We start from the raw sequence: 16,439 nt of genomic DNA, 5'->3' as shown, positions 1-16,439 counted from the left end.
CTCGAATCAGCGATAGATTCACTACTGTTGATTCTTAGAGGTTCTATCTGAACACTAAAACTATAAGTGGTGACCGATCAATGGAAACACGAAGACCGCTGGACGCGATCACTGGCTTAGATGAAAGGGTGCCCAAACACCCTTCCGGTGGTCTTCAGTAAGACAAAGACCATGTATGGTTTGGATTCAGGCGGACGTAAAAGTATCGAACAGTTACGAGAAGAAATAGACGAGACGATTCTACATCACGTGTGGAACGAAACAAACTGCTGTCCACTTTGTGACTGCACGAGCGATATCGAATTCGGTGAGCGAACGCCGTCCAGTATCAGTGTTACCGTCGAAGGGTGTGAACTCTGTAATGCCGTGTTACAGTCAGTCGTCGGAGACATCCGAGAGTAGATTCACCGGTCTCGATTCACTGCTGGATTTTGTGCTATGTCTCTCGAATGGGTTCGATTATTCCTCCGGTGCTGGTCCGAAGTTCTCCATCTTTGCTGGTTCGACAGCCACACCGGCAGCAGATAGTGCCTCTGTTGCCCAATCGAGAAACTCCGAGAAGCCGTAGACGAACACTTGTGCATTCTCAGTCTCAGTCTCCTCAATTGCTGCCGTGAGGCTATCAGATTCTGTACCGACGAACACCTGTGCACCCCGCTGTGAAAGCGCGCTGAGACGGTCTTCGTGGATTGGCTGCTCGTCGCGGTAAACGATAGTGGTCGTACCGCCGTCGTCGAGCGTTCGGCCGGCAATCCCAACTGCTGGCCCAACACCGGGACCGCCCGCGAGGATCAGCGTTCGCTGTTCCTCTTCGTAGTAAGCGTTACCGAACGGCCCAGCGACACGGATCGAATCGCCCGATTCGAGGTTCGCGAGATACGGACCAAACGTTCCCGATGGATCGATAGTGAGCGTTGTCTCGAACGTGTCGGTAACACGCGGGGATGAGATTGTATAAAAACGAGAGACGGATTCACCGTCAATTTCGGTAGAAAGCTTGACGAACTGACCGGGACGGGCGTCGAAATCGGACGGAGTACGTAGTTCGAGCGCGATGGCCTCGGCTCCAACGGAGCGGACAGTCACAACCGAGACAGTTGTCGGGTCCATGCGTGTGATTACTGCTGACTGTACGTTAGTGCATTGACTCGGACTCACTAAACCGCTCGCGTGGCGTTCGATTAGTGTCTACTGATTAGTGCTATCGAATGTCAGAGGGATGGAACTCGTTCGCATTCGTTGTGTGGTGCACCACAGCCGTTTTCAAACAGCGTGAATTACCCGACTGACTTCCCCAATGATTCACTCAGCCCACAATACAAATAAATGTGCTTACCGAGGTCACGGCGGGCGTAAACGAACAAAAACGGAACAGAGATAGAATAAAGATAGTACAAATCCACCACGAAACAAAACAAATTGGAACAATGGTAAAAGAAATAAGTCGACAAGGAGAATAAAATAAAAGTATATAGTGTGATAGTTCGGTCGAAGATCGAAGGAGAAGAGCGGGAATAGACAATTTACGAACTGATTCGAACGAATCTCTATTAGGCATTCAGAAGCCTTTTGCACGGGCGAGAGGTACGTTTGCAACAGTATGCACGAAGACCTTAATTGGGCCATCGGCGGCGAAGCTGGCGATGGTATCGACTCAACGGGAAAAATTTTCGCCCAGGCACTTTCGCGGGCCGGACGACACGTCTTCACATCCAAGGACTTTGCTTCTCGAATTCGTGGTGGATACACGGCGTACAAGGTCCGGACGTCGGTTGATCGGGTCGAGAGCGTCGTCGACCGCCTCGATATCCTCATCGCGCTCACCCAGCGCACTGTCGATGAGAATCTCGATGAACTCCACGAGGGGAGCGTCATCATCTACGACGGTGAGCGAACGACGATGCAGGATCTCGAAGTTCCCGACGAGATGATCGATCTCAATGTGCCGCTCAAGCGCCTCGCTGAAGACGCGGGAGGAGCGATCATGCGTAACGTCGTTGCACTCGGCGCAGCTTGCGAAGTCGCGGACTTCCCGATCGAGAACCTCGATGAATCGCTGGAAAAGCGGTTCAAAGACAAGGGAACTGCAATCGTTGAGAACAACCAGCAAGCCGCTCGCTTGGGACGTGACTACGTTGAGGAGAACTACGACCACGAGTTCGAGTACGAACTCGAAACGACGGACAACGACTACGTGCTCTTGAACGGGGACGAGGCGATTGGTATGGGAGCGATCGCCGCAGGTTGTCGGTTCTACGCTGGCTATCCGATTACGCCGGCGACGAACGTCATGGAGTATCTCACCGGACGGATCGAGCGCTACGGTGGAGCGGTCATCCAAGCAGAGGATGAACTTTCAGCGATCAATATCGCACTCGGTGCGGCACGGGCGGGAGCACGATCGATGACGGCCACCTCTGGTCCGGGAATCGATCTGATGACCGAAACGTTTGGACTAATCGCTACGACCGAGACACCGTTGGTTATCTGTGATGTGATGCGCTCGGGCCCCTCGACGGGAATGCCGACGAAACAGGAACAAGCGGACCTCAACCAGATGCTCTACGGCGGCCACGGTGAAGTTCCTCGATTCGTCGTTGCACCGACGACGATCTCTGAGTGTTTCCACAAGACCATCGAGGCGTTTAACCTCGCAGAAAAGTATCAGGTCCCAGTCTATCTCGCGAGCGATCTCGCGCTCGCCGTAACCGAGCAGACGTTCTCACCCGAGGAGTTCGATATGGATGCGGTCGAGATCGACCGTGGTAATCTCGTCGAATCCGACGACATCGAGGCGTGGCAGAACGATCAAGGACAGTTCCAGCCACACTACCCAACTGAGGACGGCATCAGTCCACGAACGACGCCCGGAACGTCCGGTGGCGCGCATATGACGACTGGGTTGGAACACGACGAACTCGGCCGCAGGACAGAGGACACAGACGTTCGTATCGAACAGGTCGACAAACGCGATCGAAAAGTCGAAACCGCAATCGAACGCGAGGATTGGTCCTACCGCGAGTTCGGAGACCCCGATGCAGACACGCTCGTCATTTCGTGGGGATCGAACGAGGGCGCAATGCGTGAAGCGCTCGACTTTTTGGAAGATGACGGAATTTCAGTCAGATTCATCTCCTGTTCATACATGTACCCACGAGCGGATCTGACCGAAGAGATCGAAAGCGCGGATCAGGTTATCGTCGTCGAGTGCAACGCGGGCGGTCAGTTCGCCGATCTTCTCGAACACGACACCCTTACCCGCGTCGATCGTATCAATAAATACAACGGCATCCGGTTCAAAGCAGACGAGCTTGCAACTGATGTCAAAGACATGATCGCAGAGAGCACGGAGGTGACAGCATGAGTACCGACATACGGTTTACTGATTTCAAATCCGACAAACAACCGACGTGGTGTCCCGGCTGTGGTGACTTCGGGACGATGAACGGCATGATGAAGGCGCTCGCAAACACGGGCAACGACCCCGATAACACGTTCATCGTGGCTGGAATCGGCTGCTCGGGGAAGATCGGGACGTACATGCACTCGTACGCACTTCACGGCGTTCACGGACGCGCACTCCCGGTTGGAGTGGGCGTGAAGGCCGCCAATCCCGAGCTCGAAGTGATGGTTGCTGGTGGTGACGGTGATGGCTACTCCATCGGCGTCGGTCACTTCATTCACGCAGTGCGTCGAAACATGGACATGACGTACGTGGTCATGGACAACCGCATCTACGGCCTGACGAAAGGGCAGTTCTCGCCGACCAGTCGCGAGGATTTCGAGACCACCACCTCACCGGAAGGACCACAGCAGGCACCGGTTAACCCGCTCGCACTCGCGCTTGCAGCCGGTGGGACGTTCATCGCCCAGTCGTTCTCTTCTGACGCTCAGCGCCACGCTGAGATCGTCCAGAAAGCCGTCGAACACGATGGCTTTGGCTTTGTCAACGTCTACAGTCCTTGCGTGACGTTCAACGACGTTGACACCTACGACTACTTCCGCGATTCGTTGGTCGATCTTGGTGAAGACGACGAGTACGACCCAACGGACTACGACCAAGCGACGGACGTCATCCTCGACAGCGAAAAAGAGTACCAAGGCGTCATCTACCAGAACGAAGAAAGCGTCTCGTACAACGAATCGCACGGACTAACCGAGAACATGGCCGACATCCCTGATGGCGCGCCCGAGGACGCAATGGATCTCGTCCGAGAGTTCTACTAAGGGGCACTGCTGAACAACTGCGGACACGAATTCTACTCGTTTCGATCCTGATTTTCATTGATTGGATCGTCCAGCACGCACGCTCACGCGACGATGTTCATCTCCTTGATCTGTTCTTGATACCGATTTCGGATCGTGACTTCCGTTACCTGCGCAACAGAGGCGATGTCGTTCTGTGTGCGTTTCTCGTTGCAGAGCAACGAGGCGGCATAGATTGCTGCGGCCGCATACCCTGTTGGAGATTTCCCAGACAGTAGTCCGTTTCCGGCTGTCACATCGATGATCTCGTTCGCTTTCGTCTGTACTTCCTCGGAGAGATCGAGATCCGAGCAAAAGCGTGGAACATACTGTTTTGGGTCAGCGGGTTTCAGTTCCAGTCCGAGATTCTGTGAGACGTGGCGATACGTTCGTGCAATCTCCCGTCGATCGATACGCGCGACTTCTGTCACCTCATCGAGACTGCGTGGAATACCTTCCTGTCGACAGGCGGCATAGAGAGTTGCTGTGGCGACACCTTCGATCGAACGTCCGCGAATGAGATCCTCGCTCAGTGCGCGTCGGTAGATGACGGATGCAACCTCACGAACCGACTTGGGAACGCCGAGCGCGCTGGCCATGCGGTCAATCTCAGAGAGCGCGAACCGAAGATTTCGTTCCGCATTATCCACCGTCCGAAGACGGTCGTGCCACTTTCGCAACCGATTCATCTGGTTGCGCTTTTTCGTAGAGAGGAACTGCCCGTACGCGTCCTTGTTCTTCCAACTGATGTCGGTCGTGAGTCCCTTGTCGTGCATCGTGTGCGTCGTTGGGGCCCCGACACGGGACTTTTGATTTCGCTCCTGACTGTCGAACGCGCGCCATTCAGGACCACGATCGACCAAATCGTCCTCAACAACAAGCCCACACTCCCCACAGCACCGCTCTCCCTGTTCCTGAACGACGCTCGTAGAGCCGCATTCGGGACATTCGGTTCGTCCAGATTCTACGTGCTCTGTGTCGTGGTCTCCGTCGTGTTCTGCTTCGTCGTGTTCTTCAGCGGTACGGCGCTCGTGCCGTTTGAGTGTACGTTCGGTCGTGGCGTGTGACATTGTCTTGTGGTATAGCGTGTCGGCTGAGATCTGGATACCCGCCGACGGCGGGTCGCTTCGATATTCGCCTACATTACTCGGATGCTGTCTTCAGTTATCCATCACCATCCGTACTAAAAGGGGATTATCACCAATCTCTCAAAATGGTCGAAAAGACGGGAAGGAACCGTCGAGAACGCGCGAAATCGGGTGATTCCAAATGAAAATGTCTCTCAGAGAATCGCGGCTCCAAATCACCGCACGAAGCGTATTGTTGAGCCATTCCTTGCATGGTTAGCTATCATTCTATGGTTAGCTAATGTGACGTCATGCCTGCAGACGATCTTGAACACGAACCGGAGGTCGTCGGACAACAGACTGAACAACCCCCAGTAGTGAATTCGGCTAAAGTTTAAATCGGATTAGTTGTCGAATCCACGGCATGCAGACGAGTGCAGGTATGCCGAACGAGACGATGACTGTCCCGCCACCGGTTGCGCCCGCTGATTCGGCGGCGTGGTACGCACCGGACGTGTGCTCTCAGTACGAGATCCATTCGGGAGTTGTTGCAACGATTCGGCAGACGAGATCGGCGACAACAACAGAAAAGAACAGGGAGTTTGCGTACGAGGTCCGCGAACCACGGTTGTCTGAGCACAGCACGACGGTGCTCGAACGGATTGTCGAGTATTTTTCAGCGGCGGATCTGGAGCGACCACTCACGCGGAGAGGGGCCATTGAACGGATGCAGCAGGGATTCGACCAGAAGTACGAGCAGAAAATCGATCAATTGATCGATCTCTCGTCTGCTGCGCGGCGACGAGTTGAATATCACGCCCTTGCACGCATCCGATGTTTCGAGGAGCTCACGCCGTACGCTCTCGACGATCGAATTGAGGGCGTTGACTGGACTGATGAAAACGTCACGGTGTACACGCGCGAGTACACCGCGACAGCGAGCATCGAGGAAACAGTACACCGGAACCGATTCACCAACGAACGTCTTCGTCGGTACACTGTTTCGTTTCTCGATTTCGAGATACCAGTCGTCATCTACCGCGAGCGCGCTCTCGATGTGGATCCGCTCTCGAACAAAACGTCGTTTGAGAGTTCAGCCAACGATCCGTTCACGACGAAATACGCGGTGCTAGAGCCGGATCTGTTACCGGGAGATACAGAGCTGATTGAGGAGTGCAAAGAGCGTCTCTGGGAAATCGATGTGGATGAGATTCTCGTAAGCCGAGCAGCTGACAGATCGCCCGGCTCATCCGGCACTAACAGGATCACGTTTGTCCGTGAACGCGCCGAAACACTCCTCGCACGTCAGCTCACTTCACAAAACACGCGTGCGTGGTTAGATTCGGTCCGATATCGATTCCACGCGGCGCTTGTGGAGTACAATCTTCTCGAACCACCGATCAGTGACAGATATTCACCAGATCGACTAACGGATCTCCTTTACTACGTTCTTCGAGATTACATCGGTCACGGACAGTTGACGATCCCGATCCGCGATGGACGGCTGGAAGACATCGAGGCCAATCGCGTCGGAGATCGAATCAAGGTCGTCCCTCGGGGCATGGAGCGAATTCCAACGAACCACGTGTTCGAGGACGAAGAAGCGTTCATCAACGTCGTCACACAGCTCGCAGCTGCCGACGGCATCGAACTCAACGCGAGCACACCAAGCGCGAAGGTAAATCTCGATCCAGTTGACATCGCTGGTGAATCGACTGGTGAGACGATCCGGTGTGCTGTCGCGTTGCCGATCATCTCAGAAGACGGCCCTCACATCTCAATCCGTAAGCAATCACCAGATCCGCTCACGCCGGTCGACCTTGTTCAGAACGGAAGTATCCCAACTGAGTTCGTTGCCCTCCTCTGGCTCTTGTTCGAATACCACGGTGTCGTGCTCTTTTCGGGACCAACCGGTGTTGGAAAGACGACACTAATGAACGCTCACATTCCATTCATTCCACACGATGCTCGCCCGATCAGCATCGATGAGGGATCCCGAGAGGTTCGTTTACCCCACGAAACGGGGGTCTCACTGAGAACTCGCGATCATCAGGAGACACGCAAGCAGATGACGATGGCCGATCTGATGGTTGAGGCGAACTACCTCAACCCTGATGTCGAAGTCATCGCCGAAATCAACACTCCAGAGAGTTTCGCCACGTTCGGCGAGATCATGTCGACCGGCCACGGAATTATTGGGACCACGCACGCAGAAACAATGGAGAGACTCGTCAACCGAGTTATCGAACAGGGACTTCCATCGTATCTGCTCTCAGAGATCGATCTCGTAATCTTCCCACGCTATGTCGATGGCAAGCGCTACGTCGGAGAGGTGGTCGAAATCGTTTCCGAGCCAGACGGTGTCGACACGACGACCATCAGGCGTGAGGACACGACGATTCATTACAACACGATCCTTAAGCGAACGCCAGACGGAGATTTCACATTCGCTTACGACGAGTCTGCGTCCGATGATTCAGAGACTGCATCAATTCGGCTGTTCGAACGATTGGCCGAACGGACGGACTACCAAACTGAAGATATTGAGTCATCGTTCGATCGGAAACACCGATACGTCGAGCATCTCATCGAAGAAGACGTAACTGACATCGATGATTTGTTTGGATTCCTTACCTCTTTCAGAAAAACTAACAGCACAACAATCGGCCGGGAGAGACAAAACCAGCTGTTCGCACCTCACTGGGATTGGCGCGAAGATACCACACACAACCGTAATTCAGAGAACGATATCGCCATAAATTCAGAAGGAAATATCTTCTATCAAAGTAGTGTCGAACTCGAGAGCATAGGCGAAAAGGAGGAATGGGATGACGAGTAATCCTGGCCTGCTCGATCGAGGGTTGTATGCACTGTTTTCCCGGCATGCTGAGAGCACACGACACGATCAGGACCGGCGATATTTTCGTGGTACAGCATTCAAGATGGATTTCGATTTCTATCTGGCACGGATCTACGGTCTCTCGTGGGGCGTGTTCGTTCTTACAGTAATCGTGTCGGCGACCGTCGTGGGTACCGTCCCTGCCACAGGTATTCCCCGATCGGTACTGACAAGTTTCGAAGCATGGTCCCTCTCACGCGTCTACGTGGCCCTCGCAAGCGGAACGCTGCTGGGACTCATTGGAAAGCGTTTAGTTTTGTTGGGAGGACGGGGCTATCTCAAGTGGATTAGGACCGTCAGACGCGAAAATATCGAACAAACGCTACCAGGGGCTGTCAGATATCTCCGTACACTGGCGGCAGGGAGCGACGATCAACGAACACTGCTCCGGAAGGTTGCAGAACAGGAGACGTATGGCGAAACCGCCGTCGGATTTCGAAGGGCGCTCAACCACGCTGCACTAACCGGAAACCTCGATTCGGGTCTCCGGAGGGTAGCACGAGACACCCCTTCAGAGGATCTTCTTGCTCCCTTTCTGCTGAAGTTCGGCGAACACGCTAGCCAGGGGGGTGATGCACTCTCCGGTTACCTACGGATGGAATCACGAATGCTCTCGCACCGACAAGCACGTTCACGACAGCGATCGAGCGACTTCCTCGAGCTCATCGCAGAGATGTTCGTCGTCTTGTTGGTCCTTCCAGCGCTTCTCGTTATCATTCTCACGGTTATGGCCGTGCTGTCACCCAGTCTTTCTCAAACGATATCCACGCCCGTGGGATCCATTTCCCTCCGATCAGTGTTAGTCTACGGAAGTGCAATATTTGTTCTCTGGATCGGTATCGGAACGTCGTGGCTGATCGGAACGCTCCGGCCACCAGATTTGGTCGATCCGGCCTACAGGCGACCCGAAGGAATTCTTGCGACACTCGATAGTGCATCAATCAACCCAATCAGTGCGGGTATCGTTATGACACCAATTACGCTCGTCGTCGTTGTGGTTTGTGCGGTTGCTGGATACAACATAGTGAACGTCCTCCTCATTGGTTATGTCACCATTGGGATTCCCGTTGGTATTGTGTCAACACGACGTGCGAGGCGTGATGATGCAAAGGATCACGAAATGCGCGATTTCGTCCACGCTGTTGCCGGCCACGTGAGCCTCGGACGGCCATTCGATGCGGCAGTCACCCGGGTCGCACGAGATGTCGATCTCGGCCCACTTCAACCGGATGTCAACGCTCTCGCATTCAATCTTGGGCTATTGACGACTGCAGACAGCGACGAGAGTGATGTCCGGACAGCAGCACTCGATCGATTCGTCGATCGTGTTGGAACGTCACTCACGGAACAGACGATCGGTCTCGTAACCGGCGCACTCGATGTCGGAAGCGATATCGACGACGTTTTCGAGACGCTCCAAACGGAAATTGGACGACTCTATCACGAGAAACGGGCACTCCGAAGCACGATGGCCGTATACGTCGCTGTCGGCTGGACGACTGCAGTGCTCATCGTTGGTATCATGATCGCAGTTAATAGCTATGTGATAGATAGTTTCACTCAGCTCGCCTCTGTGTCCGGGATGAATGCAGGAGTAGCAATCAATCCAGACGCTATTCAACCAGAGCGTGATCGATTTCAGTTCTATGTCGTCACGCAATCAACAATGCTCGCGTGTGGCTGGTTTGCCGGGACTGCCCGTCGCGGGAAGTATGAGGCTTTGCTTCACTCAGCACTGCTGGTCGGAGCAGCCTATGCCGTTTTCTCAGGGACGGGGATGATATGAGTCAGAACACGAAGCCGGACTATAATCGTTCGACCCGTGCTCAATCACACGTCATCGGGGTTGCATTACTTCTCGGTGTAGCGGTCATCTCGATGAGTGCTCTCACCGCGAGCGTTGGAGTTCTCATCGAGCAGCAGACAACAAGCGCGGACGCGACGCGTGTCGCTGACGAGATGGACACCGCCTTCTCTCCAGCCAAGATGACCGGTACGCACCATGAACGATTGTCGTTCTCCGAAGGAACGCTTCGATCGTCTGATCGTCAACTGCGGCTACTCACCGACTCGAACGTGGTTCGCACCGTCGACGTTAACGCGCTCGTCTTCACCACAGGAAACAGTCGTGTCGCATTCGTTTCCGGTGCGATCGTTTGCGGATCATCTGGAAACGCGTGGCTTCACACCGAACCACCAATAACCAGATCATCCGACGGTGACATGCTCATCGTTGGAACGTCGAAAATAGGGACAACCGATGCCGTCTCGGGAGCTGGAGGCGTAATCGCAACACTGCGTACCAACGTAACCCACACGAGAAAACGGATTGGGAATGGAACGTACGCAGTTGCGATCGAGACAGAGACGCCTAAACCATTTGTCCGATATTTTTCCGACTGGGAAGGGACAGTCGAACGACGAGATATTGACGGGGACGGCATTGAAAGCGTCATTGCAACGCTTGGGAGCGAACAGGACACCTATCTCGTAATTCACGATTTCAACACGGAGGTAAACAGTGGATAACCGTGGTCTCACTCCGATTATCAGTAAAGCGCTCTCGATTAGTATCGTTGTCCTGTACATCGGTATCCTGACAGCCGTGTTGTACGGTAGCGTGATACCGGAATACCGGACGGCAACCGCTAACGAGGTCAGTGATCGGACACTGGCAACCGCTGCAGAGCGGGTACAACAAGCTGTGCCACCTCCTACACGACATATCGATGCTCGATTCGGCCTCGAATTGCCAGCGACAATTCGAGATCAGGCGTATTCACTACAGGCAGCAAATCGATCGCTTGTTCTCAATCATCCCCATCCGAATATTGGCGGGCGGGTTCCGCTTGTACTGCCAAGAACCGTTATCGGAATTGAGGGCAAGTGGCAGAGCCACGAAACGCTCATTGTTCGAGTTGTAGGAAAGGACTCTAGATACATCATAAATTTGAATAGTGAGAACAATGAGTAGGAAGGATCGTCGCGGAAGGAACATCGACGAAAGGGGACAGGGGAATCTCCTTGCACTCGTCGTTTCGCTGTTCGTGCTGACGACGGCTGTTGGTTTCTCTCTCATACTCATCGATGGTGCATATCGAACTGCCGATAGAAATTCAGGGGAGCGACATATTGCTGTTTCACTCGCCGAGAAATTAGTAAGCGAAGAATCGAATCTGACAGCACGAGCAAATGTTATCAATAGAACGCGAGCACGATCACTGACACGCACACAGCTCAATCGCACGTATCCGATCTCACATGGGATTGATATCCAGATTCAACTCGGTAACAAGACAATTCTAAAACGAGGCGATCCGACAGGAGGAACTACGGTTCGTCGTGTGGTACTCATCAAGCATCAAAACACTGTGTCGGTTCCGTTTCGTGGTGAGACACTCACACTGTCACCCCGGAGTTCACGGGCAACGATTACTATCGACCCCGCTGCGGCGATCACGACAGTTCGAGCGAATGATCGGGTCGCTCTCTACGCACCGAATGGTATCGAAGGCACGTTCGATGTCGATCTTTCACGCTATGAAGAGACAGAGTTGCGGCTTGAACCAGCCGGAGCGGCGGGCTCAGTAACTGTCACGCATTATCCGGTACAGACGACGAAGACGGAACTAGTGGTGACAGTCGATGGGTAATGAACATCGAGCAGAGAGCGACAATGAAAAAATAATAAAACTCGACACCGCTCGTGGCCACTCGACCGTCGATAAAGCACAACTGTCGCTGTCGCTATTAGAAGTCGCACTCGGTACGATATTCATATTCGCCGTGCTACTCGGTGTCGTCCTCGGCATTCCAGCGCCGGATACTCCTGATGCACAACTCGAAATCTACGCGGATGACGTGGCAACAGTACTGACAAACGAACCAGCCCACAATCGAGGACAGGGAACTTCTCGACTATCCGAAATCATCCACTCACCAACTTCATTCGATCGCGAACGTGGGCAGCTGAAACATCGCATCAGCCATCTGCTTCCGGGGAATGTGATGTTCCACATTAGAACACCACACGGTTCTGCCGGGTATCAGGTACCGTCTGGTGTCTCTCTTGGAACCGCGACTACGACGACCATGAACGGTGATGTAACCATTATCGTGTGGTATGTATGACAAAAGGAAACGGCTCAAATGAGAGTGCAACGACAGAGAGAGGACAGATGGTGCTCGTTGCAGCGATATTCGTTGCTATTTCCCTCATTCCAATCGTCTTCGCGTATCTTCAGTTAGGATACAATGACGATGTCGAGGTGAGCAGCGAACACGCTGAACCAGTGGCAAACGCAAAACAGCTGCTCGAACATGCCATTCACAGGACAGGGACGAACGTCTCCACCCGCAACGAGTGGAACCGCCGTAATAACACAGTCATCAACGTCCGTAATCGTCTACAGCCACACATTACCGCCCTCGAACGGTCTCAGATTGAAAAAGGGACCGTGTACCACGTCACCTACAACGACTCAGCGGCGGCCGCATGGGCTGTCACACACTGTCCAAGTGGGCCTGCCCGACAGTTTGGCCCCTGCAAAAATAACCGTGGTGTTGTCGTACAGAATCGTATCGGCGAAACCCACGTTCTCGTGGTTGCACTCGACGTGAGGATCACGACCGAACAGAGTCGTATTGAAACAACAGTACTCATCAAAGCTGAGTGGTGATTAAATAATTGCCCAATATTTGCACTCATCAAGCGCATATATATCGAATATCCGTGTTAAAATCGAACCATAAATAGAAATTCATTCACCGTTGAGAGGTGGTGCAGTTTGTAGAATTTGGTGTTTCGATATTATAATAAATAGAGTCCAAGACTATTGAGCAACGCTCGACCCACCACCGGATATTTCGATACGATTACCCAACCAAAGGTCAGGACACCACCAATGAAGAGTACGAACTGCGTCCATCCTTGATCGGGAACGATGCCGAGAGAGAGCCGAAACGGCGCAAACGGTAACAATGGACGGATTCCAGATGGTGTGAGCAAATCGCCAAGTATGTGAATAATGACAGAACTAGAGCCAATAAAAAAGCCAATCCACGCGTTCCGATTGGCATCAATAGGGTTCTGTTGCGACATGTCAGAGATAACTATAGATTGTCCAAAAATAAACTGCATAACCATACTCACGAGATGTCGAGAGAGAATGTATAAGAGAATACTACAGAGAATGCCGACAACAAGTGCCGAGAGGATAGAATGGCTTGTACCCCGATTTTGAACACCAGGAATACCTGAGATGATATCAGGCAATGGTTCGAGCATGAACAACCCGAGAATACCGATCATCGCGAGTGTTGTTTGATCTGTGTGCAGAAAGTAATAGGCGACTGGTGCAAAAACGAGCAGGTTGAACCCGACGTGACCATGACGATCCATGCCGGTACTGTCACACGTAGCTATTTGAATGTCATCTTGACAGTCTGTCAGAGATGGTGTCAAACTACATTCGCCCAACAACAACACACGATCAGGTCATTTACGCGATTACTATTCCAGACATATATCATGAGATTGACCTACCCCATATCTCGTTGCGGTCGTAGAGAGGACACATCACGTACAGTAGGAAAGTAGAAGCTTAGACGGCCACATGATATCTACTCGTACCACCTGCTTTTGTTTTATTTTTCATACATAATTATATGCGCAAAGATCCCATATAGAAGGTATGGGTAGAGACGACGTCAGCCGCCGGGGCGTCATAAAGGGGATTGGCATGGTTACAGGTGCCAACCTGGTGGGACGAGGAGCCGCCAGCAGCACGGAGCCGTCCAATCAGGCAGGCGCTGGCGGTCACTCGGCAGTTGAGACAGCCCCACGAACGTGGCCACAACCCGGGGGAACCGCGACCAAAACGGGCTATCGACGAGGGGCAAAGGGACCGAAATCGAGCGTCGCATTCCGCTGGCAGCACGAGGCGGCCGCCCGGATCTCGGGGGTCGTTGTGGCCGATTCGACCGTGTACGCGAGCGACCGCACCAGCCTCATCGCGCTCGCCGCTGAGGACGGAGCGGAGCGGTGGCGAATGGCCGATAGCGACCTCACATCCGTGAGCACGCCAGCCGTGGCTGAAACGCTCGTCTACGTGGGTTGCACACAGCAAGGCTCACACGGGCGTGCTTCGGCTCGGCGTAGCTCAGTGGTGGCGCTCGAAGCAGCGACCGGGACTGAGGTGTGGCGGTTCGAGCCGGACCGCCAGGCGGCGGCCTTTTGCGCACCGACAGTCGCTGGCGATATCGTGTATATTATCGGGCGAAACTTCGGGGCTGGCACCGTTGGCCGGCTCTATGCACTCGACAGCGCAACCGGTGCACTCCTCTGGACGCACGAGACGGGCCGTTCTGGCATCAACGGCTACGAAGCCCCTCCGGTGGCAGTCGAAAACGAGACCGTCTATCTCGCCGGCGATGAACTAGCCGCGCTCGAAGCAACGACCGGCGATGTCCGCTGGGCAGTCGATGCGGGCGTGACCTACCGGGCGACGGGTCAGAACACCCCAGCAGTCGGTGACGACTACATCTACGTCGGCCACGGAACCGAAACGGCGACGACGGTCGAAGCACGGCGACGCACCGACGGCGCACGCGTCTGGACCCACACCGTGCAGCCGTCTCACCAGATCTCTGCGGGACAACTGAACGCGCAAACGGGGGTATGGACCGGCGCTGCGGTGGACGATGCAACCGTCTACATCGGCTTTAACGACCGCACGCCACAGCCAGAGGGCCGCGCCCGCGTGCTCGCGCTCGGGGCCGAGACGGGGACCGTCCAGTGGCAGCGGGTGTTCAACGACAGCCGCGTCACCGTCCAGACGCCAGCCATTGCCGATGGCACCCTCTATACAGGCGGCGCTGCGCTTGCCCTCGCTGACGGGCGCATCCGCTGGCGGCTGGATGCGCCGACCGACGATCTGACGAACGCATTCGCCCCACCCGCAGTGGCCGACGAAACCGTCTACGTCGGGGGAACCTCACTGCGCGCGATCACCGGACGACTCTGAGACGAGCGAGACGCTATTGTTCATCCTGACGTGAAAAAAGAGCCACTCACTCAGATAGCGATGCCGTTCAGCATGCTCACCCACGCAGAGCCGTTCCAGATCGCGAGTCCGAAAGGACCGGTGGTGCCGTTGTTGATGCCGCGCTCGCCTTCGTAGCGACCGGTGACTTCAGAGAGGTCCGTCGGTTCGAGCACGCCGTAATTTCGCGTCTGCTCGCCGGTATCGGCGACGAGAAACGGTGTGCTGTCGAGCGAAAAGTGGCTATCGCGGTGGAGATCCGTATTGAGCGAGTCGTCGTTCACGACCAGTCCGCTCAGGTCTCGATATTCGATATTCCGGAGCGAGCAGTTGTTCGACTCCAGAAAGCGGACGCCGTTCGTCTCGGGGGCGTCATAGCCGTTGATATACGTCTCGGCAAGCGTCGCCGTCTGTGCCTTGGCAAAGAGGACCTGATCAGAGGTATTCTGGGCGTTCCCCTCGATATAGGCGTCTGAGAGCGTGAACACCTCACTCCCATCGATATAGGCACCCTGATCGCCGTTGCGCTCTAATCCGCCCCCGATCCACGAACTCGCGTAATTATTCTGTGACCAGACCCCCCGACCGTCGTTCCCGACCGCCCGACAGCCAACGAACGTCGTGCTGTGCGCGCGATCGTCGATGAAGAACCCATTCCCTCGATTCGAGTGCGCGTCACAGTAGAAAAACCGGTTACTGTTCGGTGGGTGATTGAGGTTGAGTAGTAAATATCCGTGCTGGGCTGCATTTTCTGCGAGACAGCCGACGAAGTTGCAAAACCGAGCGTTCTGGACTCGAAAGGCCGAATCGGCACCGTTCGCATCGACGTACATATTCACCAGGGTAATGCCCGGCGGCCGGTTCGATCCGTTCAGATCGAGAATGAACGAAGCCTCTCCTGCGCTGGGAACGGCGATCCGGTTGTGGGGATTTGATTCGATGCGAATCTCCGTATCGATCGTCACCGGCCACGAATCATTCGTTGCATCGTATCCGTCCGTCACGACCACGGCATCACCTCTCTTAGACTTGTTCAACACCGACTGTAACGAATCTCGTTTGCGGACGATGTACGTTCCCATTATTCATCCTATCACGGTCAGGAAGCGACGTTAATGTTTTCATTCATTAATATATGTCTATATTAAAAGACTATATAATCATAAAGATAAGTTTCTTAAATAT

The 16,439-nt window shown here is 54.1% G+C and carries 14 protein-coding genes; 10 read left to right on the top strand and 4 right to left on the bottom strand.

Annotated features, from left to right (window positions below):
* Positions 1–459: 459 nt before the first annotated feature.
* Complete coding sequence (locus tag MW898_RS01165) at positions 460–1,110, bottom strand: FAD-dependent oxidoreductase (protein WP_248903808.1); 651 nt, start codon at positions 1,108–1,110, stop codon at positions 460–462.
* A 490-nt stretch (positions 1,111–1,600) separates the two neighbouring features.
* Here MW898_RS01165 and MW898_RS01160 point away from each other — a divergent pair, with 490 nt between their 5' ends.
* Both MW898_RS01160 and MW898_RS01155 read left to right on the top strand, forming a co-directional pair.
* The gene (locus tag MW898_RS01160) at positions 1,601–3,364 is read left to right on the top strand and encodes a 2-oxoacid:acceptor oxidoreductase subunit alpha (RefSeq protein WP_248903806.1); all 1,764 of its coding nucleotides are present in this window, start codon (positions 1,601–1,603) and stop codon (positions 3,362–3,364) included.
* On the top strand, positions 3,361–4,227 hold the full coding sequence (locus MW898_RS01155; RefSeq protein WP_248903804.1) for a 2-oxoacid:ferredoxin oxidoreductase subunit beta: 867 nt from the start codon (positions 3,361–3,363) through the stop codon (positions 4,225–4,227). Before MW898_RS01160 ends, MW898_RS01155 begins: the two co-directional genes overlap by 4 nt.
* Positions 4,228–4,310: 83 nt before the next feature.
* Here the strand turns inward: MW898_RS01155 and MW898_RS01150 are convergent, their stop codons facing one another.
* Positions 4,311–5,315: a transcription initiation factor IIB gene (locus MW898_RS01150; RefSeq protein ID WP_248903803.1), complete on the bottom strand. Its 1,005-nt coding sequence runs from the start codon at positions 5,313–5,315 to the stop codon at positions 4,311–4,313.
* Positions 5,316–5,736: 421 nt separating this feature from the next.
* On the opposite strand from MW898_RS01150, the gene MW898_RS01145 reads away from it, so the two are divergent.
* The 7 genes from MW898_RS01145 to MW898_RS01115 are packed head-to-tail and all read left to right on the top strand — an operon-like array spanning position 5,737 to position 12,890.
* Positions 5,737–8,151: a type II/IV secretion system ATPase subunit gene (locus MW898_RS01145; protein ID WP_248903802.1), complete on the top strand. Its 2,415-nt coding sequence runs from the start codon at positions 5,737–5,739 to the stop codon at positions 8,149–8,151.
* Positions 8,141–9,997 carry a type II secretion system F family protein gene (locus MW898_RS01140; protein ID WP_248903801.1) on the top strand — a complete coding sequence of 619 codons (1,857 nt, stop codon included), beginning with the start codon at positions 8,141–8,143 and terminating at the stop codon, positions 9,995–9,997. Before MW898_RS01145 ends, MW898_RS01140 begins: the two co-directional genes overlap by 11 nt.
* The gene (locus MW898_RS01135) at positions 9,994–10,740 is read left to right on the top strand and encodes a DUF7289 family protein (protein ID WP_248903800.1); all 747 of its coding nucleotides are present in this window, start codon (positions 9,994–9,996) and stop codon (positions 10,738–10,740) included. The genes MW898_RS01140 and MW898_RS01135 overlap by 4 nt, the downstream gene beginning before the upstream one ends.
* Positions 10,733–11,185, top strand: coding sequence for a DUF7266 family protein (locus MW898_RS01130; protein WP_248903799.1), 453 nt, complete (start codon positions 10,733–10,735; stop codon positions 11,183–11,185). The genes MW898_RS01135 and MW898_RS01130 overlap by 8 nt, the downstream gene beginning before the upstream one ends.
* Complete coding sequence (locus MW898_RS01125; protein ID WP_248903798.1) at positions 11,178–11,864, top strand: DUF7263 family protein; 687 nt, start codon at positions 11,178–11,180, stop codon at positions 11,862–11,864. The genes MW898_RS01130 and MW898_RS01125 overlap by 8 nt, the downstream gene beginning before the upstream one ends.
* On the top strand, positions 11,857–12,342 hold the full coding sequence (locus MW898_RS01120; RefSeq protein WP_309242223.1) for a DUF7262 family protein: 486 nt from the start codon (positions 11,857–11,859) through the stop codon (positions 12,340–12,342). Before MW898_RS01125 ends, MW898_RS01120 begins: the two co-directional genes overlap by 8 nt.
* On the top strand, positions 12,339–12,890 hold the full coding sequence (locus tag MW898_RS01115; RefSeq protein WP_248903797.1) for a DUF7261 family protein: 552 nt from the start codon (positions 12,339–12,341) through the stop codon (positions 12,888–12,890). The genes MW898_RS01120 and MW898_RS01115 overlap by 4 nt, the downstream gene beginning before the upstream one ends.
* A 131-nt stretch (positions 12,891–13,021) precedes the next feature.
* On the opposite strand, the gene MW898_RS01110 is transcribed toward MW898_RS01115, so the two are convergent.
* Positions 13,022–13,612 carry a metal-dependent hydrolase gene (locus MW898_RS01110; RefSeq protein WP_248903796.1) on the bottom strand — a complete coding sequence of 197 codons (591 nt, stop codon included), beginning with the start codon at positions 13,610–13,612 and terminating at the stop codon, positions 13,022–13,024.
* 292 nt (positions 13,613–13,904) lie between these two features.
* Here MW898_RS01110 and MW898_RS01105 point away from each other — a divergent pair, with 292 nt between their 5' ends.
* Entirely contained in the window at positions 13,905–15,236 is a 1,332-nt protein-coding gene (locus MW898_RS01105; RefSeq protein ID WP_248903794.1) for an outer membrane protein assembly factor BamB, read from the top strand.
* A gap of 50 nt (positions 15,237–15,286) precedes the next feature.
* On the opposite strand, the gene MW898_RS01100 is transcribed toward MW898_RS01105, so the two are convergent.
* Complete coding sequence (locus tag MW898_RS01100; RefSeq protein WP_248903792.1) at positions 15,287–16,336, bottom strand: right-handed parallel beta-helix repeat-containing protein; 1,050 nt, start codon at positions 16,334–16,336, stop codon at positions 15,287–15,289.
* Positions 16,337–16,439 lie beyond the last annotated feature (103 nt).

The organism is Halocatena marina (genome assembly GCF_023276375.1).
GTDB lineage: Archaea > Halobacteriota > Halobacteria > Halobacteriales > Haloarculaceae > Halocatena > Halocatena marina.
Note: the sequence above shows the minus strand (reverse complement) of the source record. Positions and strands in the feature narration are given on the sequence as shown.

Excerpts from the sequence above, each read along its gene's own strand:
- MW898_RS01110 (WP_248903796.1), bottom strand. The coding sequence starts at position 13,612 with ATGGATCGTCATGGTCACGTCGGGTTCAACCTGCTCGTTTTTGCACCA.
- MW898_RS01125 (WP_248903798.1), top strand. The coding sequence starts at position 11,178 with ATGAGTAGGAAGGATCGTCGCGGAAGGAACATCGACGAAAGGGGACAG.
- MW898_RS01100 (WP_248903792.1), bottom strand. The coding sequence starts at position 16,336 with ATGGGAACGTACATCGTCCGCAAACGAGATTCGTTACAGTCGGTGTTG.
- MW898_RS01150 (WP_248903803.1), bottom strand. The coding sequence starts at position 5,315 with ATGTCACACGCCACGACCGAACGTACACTCAAACGGCACGAGCGCCGT.
- MW898_RS01165 (WP_248903808.1), bottom strand. The coding sequence starts at position 1,110 with ATGGACCCGACAACTGTCTCGGTTGTGACTGTCCGCTCCGTTGGAGCC.
- MW898_RS01120 (WP_309242223.1), top strand. The coding sequence starts at position 11,857 with ATGGGTAATGAACATCGAGCAGAGAGCGACAATGAAAAAATAATAAAA.
- MW898_RS01160 (WP_248903806.1), top strand. The coding sequence starts at position 1,601 with ATGCACGAAGACCTTAATTGGGCCATCGGCGGCGAAGCTGGCGATGGT.
- MW898_RS01115 (WP_248903797.1), top strand. The coding sequence starts at position 12,339 with ATGACAAAAGGAAACGGCTCAAATGAGAGTGCAACGACAGAGAGAGGA.
- MW898_RS01105 (WP_248903794.1), top strand. The coding sequence starts at position 13,905 with ATGGGTAGAGACGACGTCAGCCGCCGGGGCGTCATAAAGGGGATTGGC.
- MW898_RS01135 (WP_248903800.1), top strand. The coding sequence starts at position 9,994 with ATGAGTCAGAACACGAAGCCGGACTATAATCGTTCGACCCGTGCTCAA.
- MW898_RS01145 (WP_248903802.1), top strand. The coding sequence starts at position 5,737 with ATGCAGACGAGTGCAGGTATGCCGAACGAGACGATGACTGTCCCGCCA.
- MW898_RS01140 (WP_248903801.1), top strand. The coding sequence starts at position 8,141 with ATGACGAGTAATCCTGGCCTGCTCGATCGAGGGTTGTATGCACTGTTT.
- MW898_RS01155 (WP_248903804.1), top strand. The coding sequence starts at position 3,361 with ATGAGTACCGACATACGGTTTACTGATTTCAAATCCGACAAACAACCG.